Origin of the sequence: Amycolatopsis lexingtonensis (genome assembly GCF_014873755.1) — a bacterium.
GTDB lineage: Bacteria > Actinomycetota > Actinomycetes > Mycobacteriales > Pseudonocardiaceae > Amycolatopsis > Amycolatopsis lexingtonensis.
Window position 1 is genome coordinate 4,492,885 of the sequence record NZ_JADBEG010000001.1, and the last position, 19,788, is coordinate 4,512,672.

General features: G+C 72.8%; 22 protein-coding genes. 11 read left to right on the forward strand and 11 right to left on the reverse strand.

Annotation, left to right across the window (positions count from 1 at the left end):
* Positions 1–110: 110 nt before the first annotated feature.
* From H4696_RS19910 to H4696_RS19920, 3 genes are all read right to left on the reverse strand, one after another.
* Positions 111–1,259: a DUF6596 domain-containing protein gene (locus tag H4696_RS19910; RefSeq protein WP_192783049.1), complete on the reverse strand. Its 1,149-nt coding sequence runs from the start codon at positions 1,257–1,259 to the stop codon at positions 111–113.
* Positions 1,260–1,267: 8 nt separating this feature from the next.
* On the reverse strand, positions 1,268–1,675 hold the full coding sequence (locus H4696_RS19915) for a YciI family protein (protein WP_086865314.1): 408 nt from the start codon (positions 1,673–1,675) through the stop codon (positions 1,268–1,270).
* Between the two features lie 99 nt (positions 1,676–1,774).
* A complete protein-coding gene (locus H4696_RS19920; RefSeq protein ID WP_003068842.1) occupies positions 1,775–2,017 on the reverse strand; it encodes a DUF2630 family protein in 243 nt (80 codons plus the stop codon).
* 87 nt (positions 2,018–2,104) lie between these two features.
* Here H4696_RS19920 and trxA point away from each other — a divergent pair, with 87 nt between their 5' ends.
* Complete coding sequence (gene trxA, locus H4696_RS19925; RefSeq protein ID WP_086865313.1) at positions 2,105–2,476, forward strand: thioredoxin; 372 nt, start codon at positions 2,105–2,107, stop codon at positions 2,474–2,476.
* Positions 2,477–2,543: 67 nt separating this feature from the next.
* Here trxA and H4696_RS19930 read toward each other — a convergent pair whose 3' ends face one another.
* On the reverse strand, positions 2,544–3,473 hold the full coding sequence (locus H4696_RS19930; protein WP_086865312.1) for a proline dehydrogenase family protein: 930 nt from the start codon (positions 3,471–3,473) through the stop codon (positions 2,544–2,546).
* A 13-nt stretch (positions 3,474–3,486) separates the two neighbouring features.
* Positions 3,487–5,115: an L-glutamate gamma-semialdehyde dehydrogenase gene (pruA, locus tag H4696_RS19935; RefSeq protein WP_086865311.1), complete on the reverse strand. Its 1,629-nt coding sequence runs from the start codon at positions 5,113–5,115 to the stop codon at positions 3,487–3,489.
* Between the two features lie 122 nt (positions 5,116–5,237).
* On the opposite strand from pruA, the gene H4696_RS19940 reads away from it, so the two are divergent.
* Both H4696_RS19940 and H4696_RS19945 read left to right on the forward strand, forming a co-directional pair.
* On the forward strand, positions 5,238–6,791 hold the full coding sequence (locus H4696_RS19940; protein WP_192782428.1) for a PucR family transcriptional regulator: 1,554 nt from the start codon (positions 5,238–5,240) through the stop codon (positions 6,789–6,791).
* 19 nt (positions 6,792–6,810) lie between these two features.
* Entirely contained in the window at positions 6,811–7,467 is a 657-nt protein-coding gene (locus tag H4696_RS19945) for a maleylpyruvate isomerase N-terminal domain-containing protein (RefSeq protein WP_169735226.1), read from the forward strand.
* A 30-nt stretch (positions 7,468–7,497) separates the two neighbouring features.
* Here H4696_RS19945 and H4696_RS19950 read toward each other — a convergent pair whose 3' ends face one another.
* From H4696_RS19950 to H4696_RS19965, 4 genes are all read right to left on the reverse strand, one after another.
* Complete coding sequence (locus H4696_RS19950; RefSeq protein ID WP_086864915.1) at positions 7,498–7,716, reverse strand: hypothetical protein; 219 nt, start codon at positions 7,714–7,716, stop codon at positions 7,498–7,500.
* A gap of 215 nt (positions 7,717–7,931) precedes the next feature.
* Positions 7,932–8,903 carry an LLM class flavin-dependent oxidoreductase gene (locus tag H4696_RS19955; protein WP_192782429.1) on the reverse strand — a complete coding sequence of 324 codons (972 nt, stop codon included), beginning with the start codon at positions 8,901–8,903 and terminating at the stop codon, positions 7,932–7,934.
* Positions 8,904–8,951: 48 nt separating this feature from the next.
* The gene (locus H4696_RS19960) at positions 8,952–9,344 is read right to left on the reverse strand and encodes a DUF6221 family protein (RefSeq protein WP_086864913.1); all 393 of its coding nucleotides are present in this window, start codon (positions 9,342–9,344) and stop codon (positions 8,952–8,954) included.
* Between the two features lie 487 nt (positions 9,345–9,831).
* Positions 9,832–10,848: a DNA polymerase domain-containing protein gene (locus H4696_RS19965; RefSeq protein ID WP_086864912.1), complete on the reverse strand. Its 1,017-nt coding sequence runs from the start codon at positions 10,846–10,848 to the stop codon at positions 9,832–9,834.
* A 172-nt stretch (positions 10,849–11,020) separates the two neighbouring features.
* Between H4696_RS19965 and H4696_RS19970 the strand changes: the two genes are divergently transcribed.
* The 8 genes from H4696_RS19970 (at position 11,021) to H4696_RS20005 (ending at position 17,365) form a co-directional block, all read left to right on the forward strand.
* Positions 11,021–11,686, forward strand: a complete 666-nt coding sequence (locus H4696_RS19970) for a TVP38/TMEM64 family protein (protein WP_086864911.1) — start codon at positions 11,021–11,023, stop codon at positions 11,684–11,686.
* A 166-nt stretch (positions 11,687–11,852) separates the two neighbouring features.
* Complete coding sequence (locus tag H4696_RS19975; protein WP_249027244.1) at positions 11,853–13,454, forward strand: serine/threonine-protein kinase; 1,602 nt, start codon at positions 11,853–11,855, stop codon at positions 13,452–13,454.
* A gap of 53 nt (positions 13,455–13,507) precedes the next feature.
* On the forward strand, positions 13,508–13,813 hold the full coding sequence (locus H4696_RS19980) for an aminotransferase class IV (RefSeq protein ID WP_192782430.1): 306 nt from the start codon (positions 13,508–13,510) through the stop codon (positions 13,811–13,813).
* A 19-nt stretch (positions 13,814–13,832) separates the two neighbouring features.
* On the forward strand, positions 13,833–14,255 hold the full coding sequence (gene msrB, locus H4696_RS19985) for a peptide-methionine (R)-S-oxide reductase MsrB (protein WP_086864908.1): 423 nt from the start codon (positions 13,833–13,835) through the stop codon (positions 14,253–14,255).
* A gap of 89 nt (positions 14,256–14,344) precedes the next feature.
* Positions 14,345–15,256 (forward strand): TIGR04222 domain-containing membrane protein, encoded by a 912-nt coding sequence (locus H4696_RS19990; protein ID WP_192782431.1) that lies wholly within the window; start codon positions 14,345–14,347, stop codon positions 15,254–15,256.
* Between the two features lie 66 nt (positions 15,257–15,322).
* Positions 15,323–16,237, forward strand: coding sequence for a TIGR04222 domain-containing membrane protein (locus tag H4696_RS19995; protein ID WP_192782432.1), 915 nt, complete (start codon positions 15,323–15,325; stop codon positions 16,235–16,237).
* Positions 16,230–17,030 (forward strand): MbnB/TglH/ChrH family RiPP precursor modification enzyme, encoded by an 801-nt coding sequence (locus tag H4696_RS20000; protein WP_086864556.1) that lies wholly within the window; start codon positions 16,230–16,232, stop codon positions 17,028–17,030. Before H4696_RS19995 ends, H4696_RS20000 begins: the two co-directional genes overlap by 8 nt.
* The gene (locus H4696_RS20005; protein ID WP_086864555.1) at positions 17,027–17,365 is read left to right on the forward strand and encodes an SCO6045 C-terminal-like domain-containing protein; all 339 of its coding nucleotides are present in this window, start codon (positions 17,027–17,029) and stop codon (positions 17,363–17,365) included. Before H4696_RS20000 ends, H4696_RS20005 begins: the two co-directional genes overlap by 4 nt.
* A gap of 387 nt (positions 17,366–17,752) precedes the next feature.
* On the opposite strand, the gene H4696_RS20010 is transcribed toward H4696_RS20005, so the two are convergent.
* Both H4696_RS20010 and hemQ read right to left on the reverse strand, forming a co-directional pair.
* On the reverse strand, positions 17,753–19,093 hold the full coding sequence (locus H4696_RS20010; protein ID WP_086864554.1) for a CoA transferase: 1,341 nt from the start codon (positions 19,091–19,093) through the stop codon (positions 17,753–17,755).
* The gene (hemQ, locus tag H4696_RS20015) at positions 19,093–19,785 is read right to left on the reverse strand and encodes a hydrogen peroxide-dependent heme synthase (protein ID WP_086864553.1); all 693 of its coding nucleotides are present in this window, start codon (positions 19,783–19,785) and stop codon (positions 19,093–19,095) included. The genes H4696_RS20010 and hemQ overlap by 1 nt, the downstream gene beginning before the upstream one ends.
* Positions 19,786–19,788: the final 3 nt, after the last annotated feature.

Here is a 19,788-nt window from a genome sequence, read left to right on the forward strand (position 1 = left end):
ATGTCATGCCTGGGCTGGGCCCCGCGGTCAGCGAGACGGCTCACCCACCCGCCGAATGCCATGAAGGGCCCCTTCACGGGCATTAAGTGCCGTGAAGGGGCCCTTCACGGTCAAGACTCGCGCAGCCCCGCGTTGAGCCGAGCCGCCTCCCGAGTCAAGTGCTCGACTTCAGCCGCGTTAGTGGCCTTCCGAGCCGCCTCGACGTACAACTCCGCCGCCCGCGCCCGATCCCCCTCGCGCTCATGGAGGTACGCCGCCACCGCCGCATACCGCGGCAACGACGGATCCAGCTCCGCCAACGCAGCCAGCCCCGCCCGGGCCCCGTCGGCCTCCCCCACCGCCACCGCCCGGTTGAGCCGCACCACGGGACTGTCCGTCAACCGGGCCAGCTCGTCGTACCACTCGACGATCTGCACCCAGTCCGTCTCCCCCGCCGTCGGCGCGTCCGCGTGCAACGCCGCGATCGCCGCCTGCGCCTGGAACTCCCCCAGCCGGTCCCGCGCCAGCGCGGCCTGCAGGATCGCGACCCCCTCGGCGATCAGCTTCGTGTCCCACAAGGACCGGTCCTGCGCGGCCAGCGGCACCAGCCCGCCGTCCGGGCCGGTGCGGCCGGCGCGGCGGGCGTGGTGCAGCAGCATCAGGGCGAGCAGGCCCGCCACCTCCGGGTGGTCGATCGACGCCGCCAGCCGCCGGGTGAGGCGGATCGCCTCCGCCGCCAGGTCGACGTCGCCCGAGTACCCCTCGTTGAACACCAGGTACAGCACGCGCAGCACCGTCGCGACGTCGCCGGGCTCGTCGAACCGGACCCCCGAGACCGTCTTCTTCGCCCGGCTGATGCGCTGCCCCATCGTCGCCTCGGGCACCAGGTACGCCTGCGCGATCTGGCGCGTGGTCAGGCCGCCCACCGCACGCAGGGTCAGCGCGACCGCGGACGACGGCGTCAGCGACGGGTGCGCGCACAGGAAGTACAGCTGCAGCGTGTCGTCCGCCGCGGGCACCTCTCCGGGCGGCACCTCGGCTTCGACGACGTCCTCGCGCCGGCGGCGGGCGGTGTCCGATCGGGACTCGTCGAGGAACTTGCGCCAGGCGACCGTGACCAGCCAGCCCTTCGGGTCGCGCGGCGGGCCGTCGGCCCAGCCGCGGACGGCCTCGATCAGCGCTTCCTGGACGGCGTCCTCGGCCGCCGCGAAGGGAGCCCCGCGGCGGACGAGGATCGCCAGCACCGCCGGGGTGAGGGTGCGCAGCAGTGCCTCGTCCACCGGGCGGGTCACTCCGTGATGGTGGGCAGCGGGGCCAGGCACGGGCGCAGCTCGAGCCACTCGTGGATCGGTTTCCCGCCCGCGCCCGGCGCCGCGGACAGCTCGCCGGCCAGCTCGAGCGCGCGCTCGTAGCTGTCGACGTCGATGATCATCCAGCCGGCGATGAGGTCCTTCGTCTCGGCGAACGGGCCGTCGGTGACCGGCGGGCGCCCCTCGCCGTCGTAGCGGACGAACGTCCCCTCGGGGGCCAGCCCCTGCTCGCCGACGAACTCCCCGGTCTCCCGGAGCTTGGCCGCGAACTCGTCCATGTACCGGATGTGCGCGGTGATCTCTTCGGGCGTCCAGCGGTCCATCGGCACGCAGTTGACCGCCTCCGGGGCGCCGCGGTAGTGCTTGAGCAGCAGGTACTTGGCCATCGTGGTGCTCCCTCGGTGGTGGGCGACCGGCGTTCCCGGTCGCCTTCACCCCGGGGACGGAGCCGGTTCCCGGCTTTCGACATCGCCGCCGAAGAAAATCTACTGGCGGTAGGACTCGACCTCGGAGACCGGGCGGGCCGCGGCGTCGTCCGGGTTCTCGTGGAACTCGGTCTTCGCGCGACGCTGCCGCAGCAGGTCCCAGCACTGGTCGAGCTGCTGCTCGACCGCGGTGAGGCGGTCCTTGTCGCCACCGCTCAGCCCCACGCCCACCGAGCGCGACCGGAGCTCGTGCTCCTCCGCGATCAGCTCGTCGATCCGGCCCAGGATTTCGCCGTCGGCCATCTGTGGTCCTCCTCTTCCGGGTTGCTCGGAGGAAGACGCTACCCCGGACCCGGGAATTCCCGCCGCGCCCGGTTCGTTGACCAGGGCATGAGCACCGTTGAGCTGACCGCCGAGAACTTCGACCAGACGGTAAACGACAACGAGTTCGTCCTGATCGACTTCTGGGCGAGCTGGTGCGGACCGTGCCGCCAGTTCGCGCCGGTCTACGAAAAGGCCTCCGAGAAGCACGACGACATCGTGTTCGCGAGCGTCGACACCGAGGCGCAGCAGCAGCTCGCGGCCGCCTTCGACGTCCGCTCCATCCCGACGCTGGCCATCATCCGGGACAAGACCCTGATCTACGCCCAGCCCGGCGCGCTCCCCGAGCCCGCGCTGGAGGAGCTCATCAAGCAGGCCCGCGACGTCGACATGGACGAGGTCAAGCGCAAGGCCGCCGAAGCCGAGGCCGAACAGGCCTGACCACCACCACACCCGTGAAGGCCTCCTTACCGGTCGAAAAAGCCGGTAAGGAGGCCTTCACGGCGTTTCAGGAGCGGGTCGCGAGCCCGCGCAGGAAGAACGCCAGGTTCGCCGGGCGCTCGGCGAGGCGCCGCATGAAGTAGCCGTACCACTCGTCGCCGTAGGGCACGTAGACGCGCATGCGCGCACCCGACGCCGCGATCCGCGCCTGCTCCTCCGGCCGGATGCCGTAGAGCATCTGGAACTCGTGGTCGTCGTCCTTGCGGCCGTTCTCCTCGGCCAGCGCGGCGGCGATCTCGATCATCCGCGGGTCGTGCGAAGCGACCATCGGGTACCCGGAGCCCGCCATCAGCACGCGCAGGCAACGGACGTAGGACTTGTCCACTTCGGACTTCTCCTGGAACGCCACCGACTCCGGCTCGGCGTAGGCGCCCTTGCACAGCCGCACGCGCGAACCCGGCCCGGACAACTCGCGGCAGTCCTGTTCGGTGCGCCGCAGGTAGGCCTGCAGCACCGCGCCCACCCACGGGTACTCAGCGCGCAGCTCCCGCAGGATGCCGAGCGTCGAGTCCGTGGTGGTGTGGTCCTCCATGTCGAGCGTCACGGTGGCGCCGACCGCGTCGGCCGCCGCGCAGATCTTCCGCGCGTTCTCCAGCGCGACGTCCTCGCCGTTCGACGGCAGGAACTGGCCCACCGCGGACAGCTTCACCGAGACGTCGGCGCCGGCCGCCAGCCCTTCCGCGGCCAGGGCGGTCAGCACGGCTTCGTAGGCCGCGACGGTCGACGCGGCCTGCGCGGCGTCGGTCGTGTCCTCGCCGAGGTGGTCGAGGGTGATCCGGCGCCCGTCCGCGGCCAGCTCCCTGGCCACGCGGACGGCGTCGGCGGTCTCGGACCCGGCGACGAACCGGCGCACCACGGACCGCGTGGCGGGCACGGCTTCGACGAGCGCCCGGATCTTCCGGGACCGGGCGGCGGCGAGCAGCGGGGCACGCAACATGACGGTCTCCCTCTCAGCCCTGGTGCGGGTAGCGCACGGAGGTCGGCGGCACGAAGGTCTCCTTGATCGAGCGCGGGCTGGTCCAGCGCTGGAGGTTGAAGATCGAGCCCGCCTTGTCGTTGGTGCCCGAGGCCCGCGCGCCGCCGAACGGCTGCTGGCCGACGACGGCACCGGTCGGCTTGTCGTTGACGTAGAAGTTGCCCGCGGCGAACCGCAGCGCCTCGGACGCCTTCGCCACGGCCGCGCGGTCGTCGGCGATGATCGCGCCGGTCAGCGCGTACGCGGCGGTCTCGTCGACCAGCTTCAGCACGGCGTCGAAGTCGGCGTCCTCGTAGACGTGGACCGACAGGATCGGCCCGAAGTACTCGGTCGAGAAGATCTCGTGCTTCGGGTTGTCCGACACGAGGATCGTCGGCTGGACGAAGAAGCCGTCCTCGTCGTCGGCGGTACCCCCGGTGAGGACCTCCACCGAAGCGTCGCTCTTGACGCGGTCGAAGAGCTCCGCGTGCTTGGTGAACGCGCGCCGGTCGATCACCGCGCCGCCGAAGTGCGACAGGTCGGTGACGTCGCCGTAGGACAGCGCCTCGGTCTCGGACACGAGACCGTCCTTCAGCTTCGTCCACACGCTGCGCGGGACGTACGCGCGCGAAGCGGCGGAGCACTTCTGGCCCTGGTACTCGAAGGCGCCGCGGACCAGCGCGGTGCGCAGGACGTCGACGTTGGCCGACGGGTGCGCGAGCACGAAGTCCTTGCCGCCGGTCTCGCCGACCAGCCGCGGGTACGACCGGTAGCCCGCGATGTTGGCGCCGACCGTGCCCCAGAGGTGCTGGAACGTCGCGGTCGAGCCGGTGAAGTGGATGCCGGCCAGGTCGCGGTGGGTCAGGGCGACCTCGGAGACGGCCTTGCCGTCGCCCGGCAGCAGGTTGATGACGCCCGGCGGCATGCCCGCCTCTTCGAGCAGCCGCATGGTCAGGTGCGCGGCGAACGACTGCGTCGGCGACGGCTTCCACAGGACCGTGTTGCCCATCAGCGCGGGCGCGGTCGGCAGGTTGCCGGCGATCGCGGTGAAGTTGAACGGCGTGATCGCGTAGACGAAGCCTTCGAGCGGGCGGTGCTCCATCCGGTTCCACACGCCCGGCGAGCTGACCGGCTGCTCGGTGAGCACGCGGCGGCCGAACTCGACGTTGAAGCGCCAGAAGTCGGCGAGCTCGCAGGCGGCGTCGATCTCGGCCTGGGTCGCGGTCTTGGACTGGCCGAGCATGGTGGCGGCGTTCAGCGTGGCGCGCCACTTGCCGGTGAGCAGGTCGGCGGCGCGCAGCAGGATGGCGGCGCGGTCGTCGTAGGACAGCGCGCGCCACTCCGGCGCGGCCTTCGCTGCGGCCGCGATGGCGTCGGTCGCGTCCTGCTGGGTCGCGCTGTGGATGGTGCCCAGCACGTGCCGGTGGTTGTGCGGCTGGACGACCTCGATCTTCTCGCCGCCGCCGGGGCGCTGCTCGCCCCCGACGGTGACCGTGAAGTCGAGGGGTTCCGCCTGGCCCAGCCGCTTGAGCGCACCCTCGAGTTCCGCGCGCTCAGCGCTGCCCGGCGCGTACGTGAGCACCGGCTCGTTCTTCGGGGCGGGGGTCTGGGTCACGGCGTCCACGGCGGCTCCTCTGCAGCGCTGTACGTCTGGATGCCCCGAACGGTAACTCCGGACACGTGGTGGCGGATTGTCCAACCGGCTAAAATCGCCCGTATGATCTTGGCTGATCAGACAACTCGGCGATGACGTCGCTGCGGCACGTGCTGGCGACACTCGGCGAGCCGCTGGTCGAGGTCGTCGTGGCGCCGCACGGCCTGGGCGTGCCGGTCTCCGACGTCGTCATCCTCGATCCCGAAGACCCCCTCGAAGCTTCGCCGGGCGACCTGGTGCTGGTGATCGGCGCGCGCGGCCGGGCGGCGGCGCCGGCGATCCGCGCGGCCGGGCGCGGCGGCGCGGCCGCGGTGGCGGTCAAGGGCGCGACGGGCGCCGACGTCGCCGCGGACGCGGGCGTCGCGCTGCTCACCGTCGGCGCCGAAGCGCGGTGGGAGCAGGTCGAGTCGCTGGCGCGCGGAGTCGTCGAGGCGGCCCGCGCGGGCGGCGAAGCGGCCAGCGGCGAGGTGCTCGGCGACCTGTTCGCCCTGGCCCAGACCATCGCGACGCTCACCGGCGGCCTGGTCAGCATCGAGGACACCGCGAACCGCGTCCTCGCCTACTCACGGGCGGGTGACGAGGTGGACGAGCTGCGGCGGCTGTCGATCCTCGGCCGCGAAGGCCCGGAACGCTACCTCGCGATGCTCCGCGAATGGGGCGTCTACCAGCGGCTGCGGGCCGGCGAGGGGATCGTGCGCATCGACGAGCGCCCCGAGCTGGGCATCCGCCGCCGGATCGCGGCCGGCATCCACGCCGGCAAGCAGCCGCTCGGCACGATCTGGGTCCAGGAGGGCGCCCAGCCGCTGACCGAACGCGCCGAGACCGCCCTGCTCGGCGCGAGCCGGACCCTCGCCCCGCAGCTCATCCGCGCCCGCACGCTGCCCAGCCCCGAACTGCGGCTGCGCGAGGACCTCCTGGCGAGCCTGCTGGAAGGGCGGCTGGACGCGGAGTCCGTCGCGGACGACATCGGGGCCGATCCCGCGCGCCCGGCGCAGGTGCTGGCGTTTTCCTTGGAGCGGTCGGACAACCGGCAGCTGCGCCGCGCCGAGCTGGTGCACCTGATCGCGGTGCACACGGCGGCCTACCGGCGCAGCGCGCTGGTGAGCGTGATCGGCGGCCGCGTCTACGCGCTGCTGCCGGACCTGCCCGAGCACTCCGACGCGGCGGTGCTCGCCCTGGCGCGCGAAATCGCCGCGACCGCCCGGCGGCACCTGGACGTCCCGGTGCGCGTGGCGCTCGGCGGCGTCGTGCCGCGCCTGTCCGACGCGGCCGCGTCCCGGGGCGACGCCGACCGCGTCCTGGCGGCGATGGCGCGCGGGCAGTGGGCGGCCGGCGTCGCCTCGCTCGCCGACGTCCGCGCCGAGGTGCTGCTGTCGGAGGTGCTGGCGTACCTGGGCGGGCAGCCGCGCATCCGCGACCCGCGCCTGACGGCGCTGACCGAGCACGACGCCGAGCACGGCGGCATCCTCGTCCCGGCGGTCCTGGCCTGGCTGGACGCCTTCGGCGACGTCCGGGCGGCGGCGCGGGTGCTGAACATCCACCCGAACACCGTGCGCTACCGCGTCCGCCGCGCGACCGAAGTGTCCGGAGTGGACTTCGACGATCCGGCCCAGCGCATCCTTACTCAGCTGCAGCTGAGGCTCTGATCCTGCTAGCTTCGCCGCCGTGGACCTCTTTTCCCGCACGTGGGCGGCGTTGCGCGCCGCGGTCGCCGCACTCCCCGACGCCGCGTTCGCCGAGCCGTCGGGCTGCCGGGGCTGGCTGGTCCGGGACCTGGTGTGCCACCTGGTGATCGACGCGCAGGACGTGCTGATCACGCTGGTCACGCCGTCCCCGGCCGCGGTCACGCACGACTCGGTGTCGTACTGGGCGGTGGCTTCCGAGCCGCCGGCGGGCGACGACCCGCTGGACGCGCTGATCGTCCGGCTGGCGGCGGCGTACGAGGACCCCGCGCTGCTCAAGTTCCACCTCGACGACGTCGGCTCGGCGGCCGGCCGCGCGGCGGACCTGGCCGACCCGGGGATGCGGGTTTCGACGCAGGACATGGTCCTGACGGCGGGCGACTACCTCTCGGCGTACGTGCTGGAGTGGACACTGCACCACCTGGACCTGGTGGCCCACCTGCCCGCGGCCCCGCCGCCGCCCGCGGCGGGCCTGGCCCGGACGCGGGCGATGCTCGAGCGGATCGCCGGGACGGCGTTCCCGGCGTCGTTTTCGGACACCGACGTCCTGCTGGTGGCGACCGGCCGGCGTGCCCCGTCGGAAGCCGAGACGGCAGCGCTGGGCGCGCTGGCCGGGCGGCTGCCGTTCGTGCTCGGGTGAGGCAGGGCGCCCTGCCTCACCCGGCTCACTTCACGCCCGAACCAGGCTGAACCGGCGCCGTTCGACGTCGATCTCGCCGATCCGGACGGCCACCCGGCTGCCCGCTTCGGGTGCCGTGTCGGTCACCCACAGGCCGTGGATCCCGGGAGCCACTTCGACGAACGCGCCGAAGGGCACCACCCGGGCCACGACGCCGTCGAGGATCCCACCGCCGGTGTGGGCCGCGACGAACTCTTGCCATGGGGACATGCGATTCACCTCCTTCCCGCGCACGTTCCGATGACGGAAGACGTGCGGGAAGCGGCGGGCCACGGGCCCGCCCGGAGGTCACGGCACAACCGGGTACCCCGTCTGCTCACGGCTCGAGGCCGACCCGGCAGTCACACCGGAAACTGTATCGCCGCCGCGCGGAAATGGACCAGCGGTAATTCTCCGACGCGATCTCCGGCTATCGGGAAATCGAGTCACACGAGTGCGCACAGATCGGCCAATCGGGCGAGGGAATCGAGCCGCGCGGATTGGTCGTAGGCGGCCGTCGTCACCAAAACCTCGTCGGCGCCCGCGGCCTCGGTCAATGTCCCCAGCCGCTCCTCGACTTCGGCCGCGGTGCCGGAGATCTGGCCGTCGAGGGTCTCTTCGAGACGACGGCGTTCGCGCTCGGTCATCGGCAGCGCCAGGACCTCCGACGGCGGCGACAGCGGCAGGAAGACGCCGTGGGAGCGCGAATACACCGTCGCCCAGGCTTCCGAAACGAGCAGCCGCCGCGCGTCGGCCGCCGTGTCCGCCACGGCGATCGCCGTCGACACCACGACGTACGGCTCGAGCGCCCACGCACTGGGCCGGAACCCGTCGCGGTAGCGCGTCACGGCTTCGGCCATGGCCCGTTCCCCGCGCACCGGCGCGATCACCAGCGGCAGCCCGAGTTCCGCGGCGAGATCGGCGCCGGAGCCGGTGGCCAGCAGGAACGGCGGCACGCGCAGTCCCTCGGCGGGGTAGGCGTGGACGCCGGGGTAGGCGTGCTCACCGGTGAAGAACCCGAGCAGTTCCCGGACCTGCGCGCCGAAGTCGTCGGCGGCTTCCTTGCCCTGCCCCAGCGCGGCCCGCACGCCGCCGGTGAAGCCGACCGACCGGCCGAGCCCCATGTCGATCCGGCCCGGGTGAAGCGCTTCCAGCACCCCGAACTGTTCGGCCACGACCAGCGGCCGGTGGTTCGGCAACATGACCCCGCCGGTCCCGACCCGGATCCGGCTGGTGGCCCCGGCGACGGCGGCGGCGAGCACGGTTGGCGCGGACCCGGCGACCCCGGGCACGCCGTGGTGCTCGGACACCCAGAACCGGTGGTACCCCAGCCGTTCGACGTCCACGGCGAAGGCGACGGTGTCCCGCAGCGCCCGCGCGGGCCCGCCGTCCCGCCGCACGGGCGAGCGATCGAGCACCGAGAACTTCACACGGAGTGCAACGCGCCGCCGTGAACGGGATTCCCGTCAGGGACGCCAGCGCTCGCTGTAGTCCGGGTGGTCGGCGTAGGGCAGGGCCAGCAGGCGCAGCGTGAGGCACCAGTTGGAGCCGGCCTCGTCGGCGGGCACGTGGCAGGTCTCACACCAGTATTCGCTGCCGTAGAGCGGAAACCCGGGGACTTTCTCCGAGACCGTGGTGCGGTGCGCGAGCAGGATCCGCCGCGTCGCTTCGATCTCGTTGATCATCTGGTTGACCGCGTCGAGGTCGAGATCGCTCAGCCCGCGGATCTTCTGCTCCACGGCGACCTTGGTCTCGCCGCGGTTCATCGTGTCGCCGGCCTTCGCCTTGTTGACGGCCTGCATGATCAACGCCTGCCGTGCGCCCACGCGCGCGGCGAGGAATGCGATCAGGTCGTCCACGAGGGCCTCCTTCCGGAACCCGCTCCCCGGCCCTGCCCGGGGAGTCATCGATTCGGGACCGCACGTTACGCCAGCGAAGCCGGTGATCGTGATCTCGAAGAAGGCCGTGCGCCATTTGTGACCCGAAAGGCGACAGCGGGCGCCCGCGTGATCACTCCGCGTTCGATGCGCATTTAGGCGGGGCTGATTAAAGCTTTGACGGAGTGGTGCTCGACACGGATGTGCCGCTCGTTACAGCGGGTGCCGGAGGGGCGAATTCCCGCCCCGCTCGGTGACAAGCGGGGCGGCCGCCGCACCTGTGCTCGCTGCCGCCGGTGGACCGTCGGCGGCAGTTCGGCCAGTCCAAGCCTCGACAAGGCCCGGCCGGCGCCTCGGCCGCCGCCGGCGCCGGCCCGTCCATCCCGGCCTTCGTCGCACCGACCACGAGTCGACCTGCTGTGCTGGCCAAGCGGTGCTGCGGCCGGGCCGCGCTGCCGCAAGCCCTGACTCAGTCCGGGCGGGCCTTGCTCGGCTGCACCCGCTTCGGCTCCCCCGGCATCTTCGGGTAGTCCGGCGGGTACGGCATGTCCCCCAGCCCCTCGTCCCGCAGGTCCCGCTCGTACCACTCCAGCGCCGTCTCCAGGCCGAACGCCTCCGCGTCCATCCCCGCGTGCAGGTCCCCGTGCTCGGCCAGGAAGGCCGGGATCGTCAGCACGTCGAAGTCGTCCGCGTCGACCTCGTCCAGCAGGTCCCACGTCAGCGGGGTCGAGACCGTTGCCCGCGGGGTGCCGCGGACCGACCAGGACGACGCCACCGTGCGGTCGCGCGCGGCCTGGTTGTAGTCGAGGAAGACGCGGCCGCCGCGCTCCTCCTTCCACCACGCGATCGTCGCCTTCTCCGGGATCCGGCGCGCGACCTCGCGGCCGAGCGCGATCACCGCGTGGCGGACCTCGATGAAGTCCCACTCCGGGCGGATCCGGACCAGGACGTGCACGCCGCGGCCGCCGGACGTCTTCGGGTAGCCGGTCAGGCCCGCGTCCGCCAGGACCTCGCGGACCACCCGCGCGACCTCCACCGCGTCCGCGAAGCCCGCCCGGTCCGGCGGGTCGACGTCGATGCGGAGCTCGTCCGGGTGGTCGGCGTCGGCGCGGCGGACCGGCCACGGGTGGAAGTCGAACGTCCCCAGGTTGGCCGCCCAGGCGAACACCGCGGGCTCGGTTGGGCACACCTCGGCGGCCTTGCGGCCCGACGGGAAGGTGATCTCGGCCGTCTCGACCCACGGCGGCGCGCCCTTCGGCACGCGCTTGGCGTAGAACCACTCGCCCTCGACGCCGTCGACGTAGCGCTTCAGCGTGGTCGGCCGCTCGCCGATCGCGCGCAGCAGCGGCTCACCCACGGTGATGTAGTGCTCGACGACCTGGCGCTTCGTGATGCCGCGCTGGGGGAAGTACACCTTGTCCGGGCTCGAGACGCGGACCGTCCGCCCGCCCACCTCGTACTCGACCGGATCTCCGTGCTTCGGCATGCGGCCACGCTAGCGGGAATCGCCTGCCCCGGCCCCCGCGAAACCGCCCGCCCGGAGGTCTTGAATGAGTCATTCAGGACCTCCGGTGCCCTGAATGACTCATTCAAGACACGCGGCGGCGGGCCGGACCAGGCCGGGGAACCGGCGAACCGGCCCCGGTAAGCTCGGCCGGGTGTCCGGCCGCACCAAGCTGATCTGCGCGCTCGCCGTGCTCGCCGTCTTCGCGGCGGCCGCGGTGCTGCTGCCGATCCCCGGCCCGGCCGAACTGCGGGCCTGGGCGGCCACCACCGGCGCGGCCACGCCGCTCGTGCTCCTCGTCGCCTACTCGCTGCTCACCGTGGCGCCGATCCCGCGGACCGTCTTCAACCTCGCCGCCGGGCTCCTCGTCGGCACCGCGGCCGGGATCGCGATCGGGCTGGTCGCCACCACGATCGCGGCGGCGCTGTCGTTCGGGCTGGCCCGGCTGCTCGGCCGCGACCTCGTCACCCGCCACCTGCACCGGTCGGCCGTCAGAACGGTGAACGACCGGCTGTCCGACGGCGGTGTCCTCGCCATCACCTCGCTGCGGCTGATCCCGGTCGTCCCGTTCGCGCCGTTCAGCTACCTCTGCGGCGTGTCGTCCGTGCGGCCGCTGCCCTACCTGGCCGGTACGCTGCTGGGCAGCGTGCCCGGCACCGTCGCCGTGGTCGTCCTCGGCGACGCCCTGACCGGCGGAACGCCACCGGCGCTGCTCGTCTGTTACGGCTTGTTCGCGCTGGCCGGGGCGATCGGCCTGGTCCGGGTGTTCCGGAAACGAGCGCCGGTGCCCGAACCGGAGCCCGCCGGACCGGCTGGCTGACGCGAAGAGCACCGGGCCGACCGCTACACTCGATCGGGTGCGCGAAGCGGAAACGCGCTGAGCAGGGTCACCACCACCGGGAATTTCGTCAGGAGCAGTCGCCATCGACACCGGTCAGCTGATCGCGGGGCACTACCGCCTCGTCGAGCACATTGGTAGCGGTGCCATGGGTGTCGTGTGGCGCGCCACCGACGTGCGCCTCGAGCGCACCGTCGCGATCAAGCAGATCCTCCCCCAGCCGGGCGTGTCCGAGACCGAACGCGACAACATGCGCCAGCGCGCGATGCGCGAGGCGAAGAACGCCGCCCGGTTCCAGCACCCGAACGCGATCGTGGTGTTCGACATCGCCGAGCACAACGGCGACCCGTGCCTGGTGATGGAGTACCTGAACGGGCCCAGCCTCTCCACGATCCTCGCCGAGGAGGGCACGCTCCCGCTCGGCCGGATCGCCCGAATCGGCGAGCAGGTCGCCTCGGCGCTGGTCGCCGCGCACCGCGCCGGGATCGTCCACCGCGACGTCAAGCCGGGCAACATCCTGATCGACGAGACCGGCACCGCGAAGATCACCGACTTCGGCATCTCGCGCGCGGCCGGCGACATGACGCTGACCGCGACCGGCCTGATCGGCGGTACGCCCGCCTACCTGGCGCCCGAGCTGGCGCGCGGCGCCGACCCGGTGCCCAGCTCCGACGTCTTCGCCCTCGGCGCGACCCTCTACCAGGCGATCGAGGGCACCACGCCGTACGGCAACACCACCAACCAGCTCGCGCTGCTCTACGCGGCCGCGAACGGCCAGATCAACCCGCCGGTGCAGGCGGGCGCGGCCACCGCGCTGCTGATGAGCCTGCTGCGCAGCGAGCCGGGCGAGCGGCCGAGCATGGCCGAGGCCCGCGAGCGGCTGGCCGCGCTGGCCCGCACCGAGCCCGGCGGCATGTCGGCGTCGCCGCCGCTGCTGTCGGGGGGCGCGGGCCGCAAGCCCGCCGCGCCCGCCGAAAGCGGCGATCGCCCGCCGTGGCAGCGGACCGACCAGCCCGCGCCGTCGTCGCCGCCGGTCGGCACGCCAGTGCCCGCGGGCAAGGCGCCGTCGAACCCGCCGCGCCCGACCGCGGCGTTCATGCCGATGCGGTCGCCGGCCGCGCCGCCGAACACCCCGCCCAGACCGATGCCCGCGGCCGCGCCGACGGCCAGGGCACCGCAGTACTCGTCGAACCCCGCGAAACCGGACAACAAGCGCAAGTACGCCCTGTTCGCCGGCGCGGGAGCCGCGGTCGTCGTGGTCGCGGTGGTCCTGTTCCTGGTGCTGAACTCCGGCAACGGCGGCTCCGGCGGCGACCAGACCGCCCAGTCGCCGGGCACCCAGCCGACGACGGGCCAGACCACGCCGAAGAGCGGCCAGAGCAGCGCGACGAACGCGCCCGCCGGGCTCGGCAAGACCGTCCCGGAAAGCAAGATCACCGACTTCGGGGCCGCCGGCCACGCGCTCACGGGGTTCTACGACAACCCCGCCGGCGGCTGGTCGAAGCTCACCCCCGCGGCCCAGCAGGTGTACGGCAGCGAGCAGGCCTTCGCCGACTACTGGGCGAACAACAAGGTCGCCACCTACGCGAGCGCCCGCGCCGACAGCGGCGGCTCGAACTCCGACGGTTCGATCACGATGAACCTGACGGTCAACGGCACGCGCAACGGCTACCGGATCGTCATGAGCGGCGGCCAGATGCTCATCGACGCCGACACCCGGCTCGGCCCGCACGACCAGGCCGGCTACTGAGACTTAACGCGCCGCTGGTGGGCTGACGGGCGCCGATGGCCTACCGTGGGGGTATGGCCGAGAACGGAGCTTCGCTGCCGGGCCAGAATCCTCGCTTCCACGAGGACCTGGTCGGCCTGGACCCCTACGACCCCGAGGCGCGCGCCTTCGCCGAGCACCTCGACCGGATGGAACGCTCCGGTCCCAACTTCACCATCGAGGCGGCGCTCGACGGCGTCGCCGACTTCGCGGACTCCAGCAACCGCCTCGGCGGGCTGCGCTACTGGGTGTCGGCCCTGATCGTGGTGCTCATCGTGCTCGGCGTGATCGTGACCGCATGGGACATCGTGGTGCACGCCCTCGCGTGGCTCGCGGCGTAACGTGGATCGGGTGAAAGGTATGAAACCCGTTGTCGGCGCGACCCCGCGCGTCGTGAAGTCCGAGCAGGAATGGCGGCAGCAGCTCAGCCCCGACGAGTACGCCGTGCTCCGCCAGGCGGGGACCGAACGGCCGTTCACCGGTGAGTACACCGACACGAAGACCACCGGCGTCTACGAGTGCCGCGCGTGCGGTGCCGAGCTGTTCCGCAGCGACACGAAGTTCGAGAGCCACTGCGGCTGGCCGTCCTTCTTCGACCCGGCCGACTCCGACGCCGTGCTGCTGCGCGAAGACCGCGCGATGGGCATGAAGCGGATCGAGGTGCTCTGCAGCTCGTGCCACAGTCACCTCGGGCACGTCTTCGAGGGCGAGGGCTACCCGACCCCGACCGACCAGCGCTACTGCATCAACTCGATTTCGCTGAAACTGGTCCCCGAGTCGTAAGAACCGTCAGCCTAAATCCTCCTTAAGCGAGCAACCAGCCGCCCTTCCTCGAACGTAGTCTCCGCACACGGACGAGGGAGGGCGGACTCATGACCGACACCTGGGGCATTCCCGGACCGGTGTTCGCGGGCCTTTACCTGGCCCTGCTGCTCCTCACGGCGCTGGCCGCGGTGGTGCGCCTGGCGCTGCTGGCGCGCGGGCACGCCGGCGGGGCGCCGGAGCGGGCCGAAGAACTCGCGCTGCTGACCGGCGGCCGACTGCGCGCCGGCGAACTCGTCGTCGCGCGCCTGCTGGAGCAGCAGGCCATCCGGCTCGACGGCACCGGCCGGGTCTCGCGCGTCAAGGGCACGACGTCCGACCCGCTGGGCCGCGCGGCGCTGCTGCGGGTCGGCAAGCACGGCTCCTCGATCGACCGGGTGCGCGCGGCCGTCGCCGAGCACACGTCGATGCGCGAGCTGGAAACCGCGCTGGTCGGCCGGGGCCTGCTCACCGACCCGCGGAAGGCCCGCTCGACCCGGGTGGCCGCCGCGGTGGCGCTGTGGCTGCTGGTCGCCTTCGGCGTGGTCCGGCTGATCGCCGGGGCGAGCACCGGGCATCCGGTCGGCTACCTGCTCGGCCTGCTCGCGCTCGGGGTCGTCCTGGCGATCGTCGCGACGGTCAAGGCCCGGAAGGAACCGCAGGTCAAGGCTACTTTCGCCGGCCGGAAGGCCGCGGCAGACGCACGCCGCGCCGGCACGCTCACCGCGGGCCCGGCCGGGGCGGTCGCGGCGGGCGGGTTCGGCGAGCACCCCGACAAGGACGTCCGGCTGGCGGTCATCCGGGCCACGCAGCAGTCGCCGGCGCGGGCCTACCGCAGCTCGCGCACCCGCTGGGCGAGCGCCGGGGGCGGCGCGGCCGTCGGCTACTACGGCGGCAGCTCCTGCGGCGGCGGGGGTGGCAGCTCCTGCGGCGGTGGCGGCGGGGGTTGCGGTGGCGGCGGTGGCGGGGGCTGCGGCGGTTGAAACGCCGACGCGAGCGCGTGCGTCTCACAGCTACGGTAATCGCGACTCACTGAGGGGAGACGGGCGATGGACGACCCGTGGGGCATCTCCGGACCGGATTTCGTGGTCCTCTACATCGTGTTGCTCGGCGCGGTCCTGCTGGTCAGGGTCGTCGTGTCCGGCGTCGTCGGCGGCCGCGCGCTGCGTGAGGACACCGGGCGGCCCGTCCCGCCGCCGACGGTCTACCAGCTCGCGTTCCTCGCCGGCGGCCCCGACCGGGCCGTCGACGCGGCGATCGCGGCCCTGGTGGACCGCGGGCAGCTGCGCGTCAACAGCTACAAGCAGGTCAGCCAGGCCGGCGCCCGGCCGTCCGAGCCGCTGGAGCAGGCGGTCTACGACATGGCCCAGCTGAGCACGACGACGACGCTGCGGGCGTACGGCCGCCAGTCGGCGGCGATGCGGGCCCTGGAGGAGAGCCTCGACCAGCACGGCCTGCTGGCGTCGGCCGCGGCGAAGCGCAAGGCGCGGACGATCGGGCTGGTCCTGCAGCTCGCCGTGCTGGCGCTCGGCCTGGTGCGGCTGGTGAACGGCATCTCGCTCGGCCGCCCGGTCGGCGTCCTGGTGTTCCTGGTCCTGGTCGCGGCGGTGCTGGCGATCGTGGCCGCGGTCCGCCGGTCCAAGACGGGCGCCCGGCAGCCGTCGGCGGCGGGGCACCGGGTGCTCGGCCAGGCGCGCGCGGCGGCGTCCGGACCGGTGCCGGCCGGCATGCTCGCGGGCGGGGTGCTGCTCGGCGGCGCCGCGGCGGCGGTGGCGCTGGGTGGCTGGGCGATGTTCCCGGACGAAGAGCTCGGCGCGGCGCTGACCCCGCCGGTGACGTCGTTCGGCGGCGGCGGTTCGTCGGGCGGTTCTTCGTGCAGCAGCGGCTCGTCCTGCTCGAGCTCGTCGTGCAGCAGCGGGTCTTCGTGCGGTTCTTCGTGCGGCGGAGGGGGCTGCGGTGGGTGAGCTCGGCATCGGGATCGGCTGGCGGCACGAACTGGACCTGTCCATCGCGCGGCTCCCGGGCGTCGACTGGGTGGAGGTGGTCGCGGAGAACCTGCACGCCGACCACCTCCCCGAGACACTGGTGGCGCTGCGCCGGAAGGGACTGCCGGTGCTGCCGCACGCCGTCTCGCTGTCGCTGGGCGGGGCCGAGCCGCTCGACACCGGCCGCGTCCAGCACCTGGCGGAGATCGCGCGGGCGGTGGACGCGCCGCTGGTCAGCGACCACGTGTGCTTCGTGCGCGCGGGCGGGCTCGACTCGGGGCACCTGATGCCGCTCCCCCGCACGCGCGAGGCGCTGGACGTGCTGGTGGCGAACGTCCGGCTGGCCCAGTCCATCGTGGACGTGCCGTTCGCGCTGGAGAACATCGCCGCGGTGCTGGACTGGCCGGACAACGAGCTGACGGAGGAGCAGTTCCTCACCGAGCTGACCGACCGGACCGGCTGCCGGCTGATCATCGACGTCGCGAACCTGTACGCCAACGCCCGCAACATCGGCACGGACCCGATGGCGTTCCTGGACGGCATCCCGTGGGAGCGGCTGGCGTACGTGCACATGGCGGGCGGTGTCGAGCGCGACGGCGTCTACCACGACACGCACGCGCACCCGGTGCTGCCCGAGGTGCTCTCGCTGTTGACGGAGCTGCGTAAGCGGACGGACCCGCCGGGCGTGCTGCTGGAACGCGACGACGACTACCCGAGCGACGCCGAGCTGGCCGCGGAACTGGCGGCCCTGCGCGCGGCGGTGACGGTGTGAGCCGCGAGCAGCTGGCGGCGCGGCAGGCGGAGCTGCTGCACGCGCTGCTGGCTTCGGGTCCGGCACCTTCCGGCTTCGATCCCGCGCGGTTGCGGGTGGAGGCTTCGGTGCTGCGGCGGAAGCACGGGCGGGTGCTGGCTTATCAGCGGCCTGAGCTGGCTGAGGCGCTGGGTGAGCGGTATGGGCCGTTGTTCGCGGAGTTCGCGGCGGAGCGGCCGAAGCTCGCCGCGGAACGGTCGGGGGCGTACGCGGATGAGTTCGTGACGTGGCTGATCGCTCGTGGGCATCTGCCGAAGCCGCGGCGGGGACTGCGGGCCCGGCTGCGGCGGCGTTGACCGGCTTTGTCGACGGCCGGCGCGGGGTGTCTTGAATGAGTCATTCAAGACCTCCTGCGCCCTGAATGACTCATTCAAGACATCCCCGCCCCCGCTTCCGTGGCCCCGCCGGAGTGATCACCCACCGGCATCTCGGTGCTGCCGCGGCCAGACATCCGCCGAGCTGAAGGGGACTTTCCTCTCGTCACGTGAGCGGAAAGTCCCCTTGAGCACATCAAGTCGGTGTCACCAGGCGCCCGGCGCCGGAGCCCGGCCCGGCGTCGCCCATCCACAACCGAGCCGGGCTGTGGACAACCCGGTCCAACCAGGGGCTTTCGTCGGGGGGCGCCGGTAAGCTGGCAGCGGGGCCTGCCCCCAGGGACGGGCGGGGCCCGTCTCCAGGGGTGACTACGGCGTCCAGGTCGGTTTGTCGACTCCCGGCAGCCGCGTCCCGAAGTCCCAGTGCGGCTCCGCCCCCGGCAGCCCGCCTGCCATCCGGACCCGCGTGAGGCGGCCGTAGCCGCTGTCCGCGTCCTCCATCAGGTCGCTGTAGTCGACCTCGACGCCCGCAGGATCCTTACGCCCCAACGAATCCAGCCACCTGCCCGTACCGGCAAGCGACAACCGCGCGCGCCACGTGCCGCCGTCCGTCAGCTGCCGGTGCACCGCCGTCATGACCGCCGCTGCCGCGAGCCAGCCCGTCGCGTGATCCAACGCCTGGACCGGCAACGGTGACGGCTCCTCCGGCCCCCAAGCCATCCCGTTCGACATCTGGACCAAGCTGTCGAAGCCGCGCCGCCGGGCCCACGGGCCCTCCCAGCCATACGCGCTCAGGTCCGCGACCACCAACCCCGGCCGCAGCTCAGCCAGCTCCGACGGGCCGAACCCGATGCGCTCCAGCGCTCCCGGCCGGAAGGACTGGACCAGCACGTCCGCCCGGCTGATCAGCTTCTTCAGCCGCGCGCGGCCCCCCTCGGTGTCCAGGGCCACGAACGTCGAACGCTTGCCCTGACCGGTGTCGCGCACCAAGGCCTCGACGCGCGGCAGGTGCGCCGCCCCGACGTGCAGGACGTCAGCCCCGTGCGCGGCCAGCACCCGCCCGGCCACCGGGCCCGCGAGGACGTGAGTCAGCTCCAGCACCCGGACCCCGCCCAGGGGACGGTCCGAGTAGAACAACGTCCGCTTCGGCGCCGCATCGATCGGCTCCAGGGAAACCAGCGGCAGTGAAGCCACCGCCGCCCCTTGCGGGTGCGCCGCCCAGTCCTCCGGCGAACGCAGCTCGGCGGCCGCTCCCCCGGCGGACACCACCGCGTGCTCGATCTCGCGCGCCGGCCGTCCGGCGACCGCCTTCGCGACCGCGGCCCGGGTGCCGGGCACGCCCAGCCCCCAGCACACCGCCGCTTCGTGGCGCGGGTAGTTGCAGTGCAGGCGCACCCAGCCGTCGGCCGTGCGGTAGTTGCCCGACAGCGGCGCCCAGACCGACTCCGCGCCCGTGCCGTCGACCCGCAGCAGCTGCTCGCTGTGGAACGCCGCCGCCGCGTGCCGCGTGTCCGCGGTGACGACGCCGGGCTCGATCCCGCGCTGCTTCAGCAGTTCACCTGCCGCCAGGGTCGCGGCCGCGATGGACGCCGTCGCCGCGGCCGCCACCCGGTACGGGCCGGGCAGCACGTCCTCGGTGCCGGTCAGCTCGAAGGGGCCCGGCGCCGAACCGGTGAGCGCCCGCCAGACGCCCTCGACTGCCTCGCGCACTACGGCAGAGCCGCGACGAGCTCGGCGGGCGGCACGCGCGTGCCGGTGTAGAACGGGATTTCCTCCCGGACGTGCAGCCGCGCCTCGGTGCCGCGCAGGTGGCGCATCAGGTCGACGATCCGGTGCAGCTCGTCGGCCTCGAAAGCGAGGATCCACTCGTAGTCGCCCAGCGCGAACGACGCGACGGTATTGGCGCGCACGTCCGGGTAGTCGCGGGCTTCCTTGCCGTGGTCGGCCAGCATCTTGCGGCGGTCGGCGTCCGGCAGCAGGTACCACTCGTAGGAGCGGACGAACGGGTACACGCAGATGTACTTGCGCGCCTCTTCCCCGGCCAGGAACGCCGGGATGTGGCTCTTGTTGAACTCGGCGGGCCGGTGCAGCGCGGTCTGGCTCCAGACCGGCGTCGACGCGCGCCCGAGCGGGGTCCGCCGGAAGCCGGAGTAGGCGGCCTGGACCTGCTCGATCTCCTCGGCGTGCCACCAGACCATGTAGTCGGCGTCGGCGCGCAGCGCGGACAGGTCGTAGACACCCCGGACGGTGACGCCCTTGGCCTCCAGGCCGTCGAGGTACTCGGTCGTCTCGCGGCCGGCGGTCCCGCGGTCCTCGCCCAGCCTGCCGGGCTCGATCCGGAAGACCGACCAGGTCGTGTACCGAATGGTGTCGTTGAGCTCGTTGTAGTTGACCCGCGCCATGCG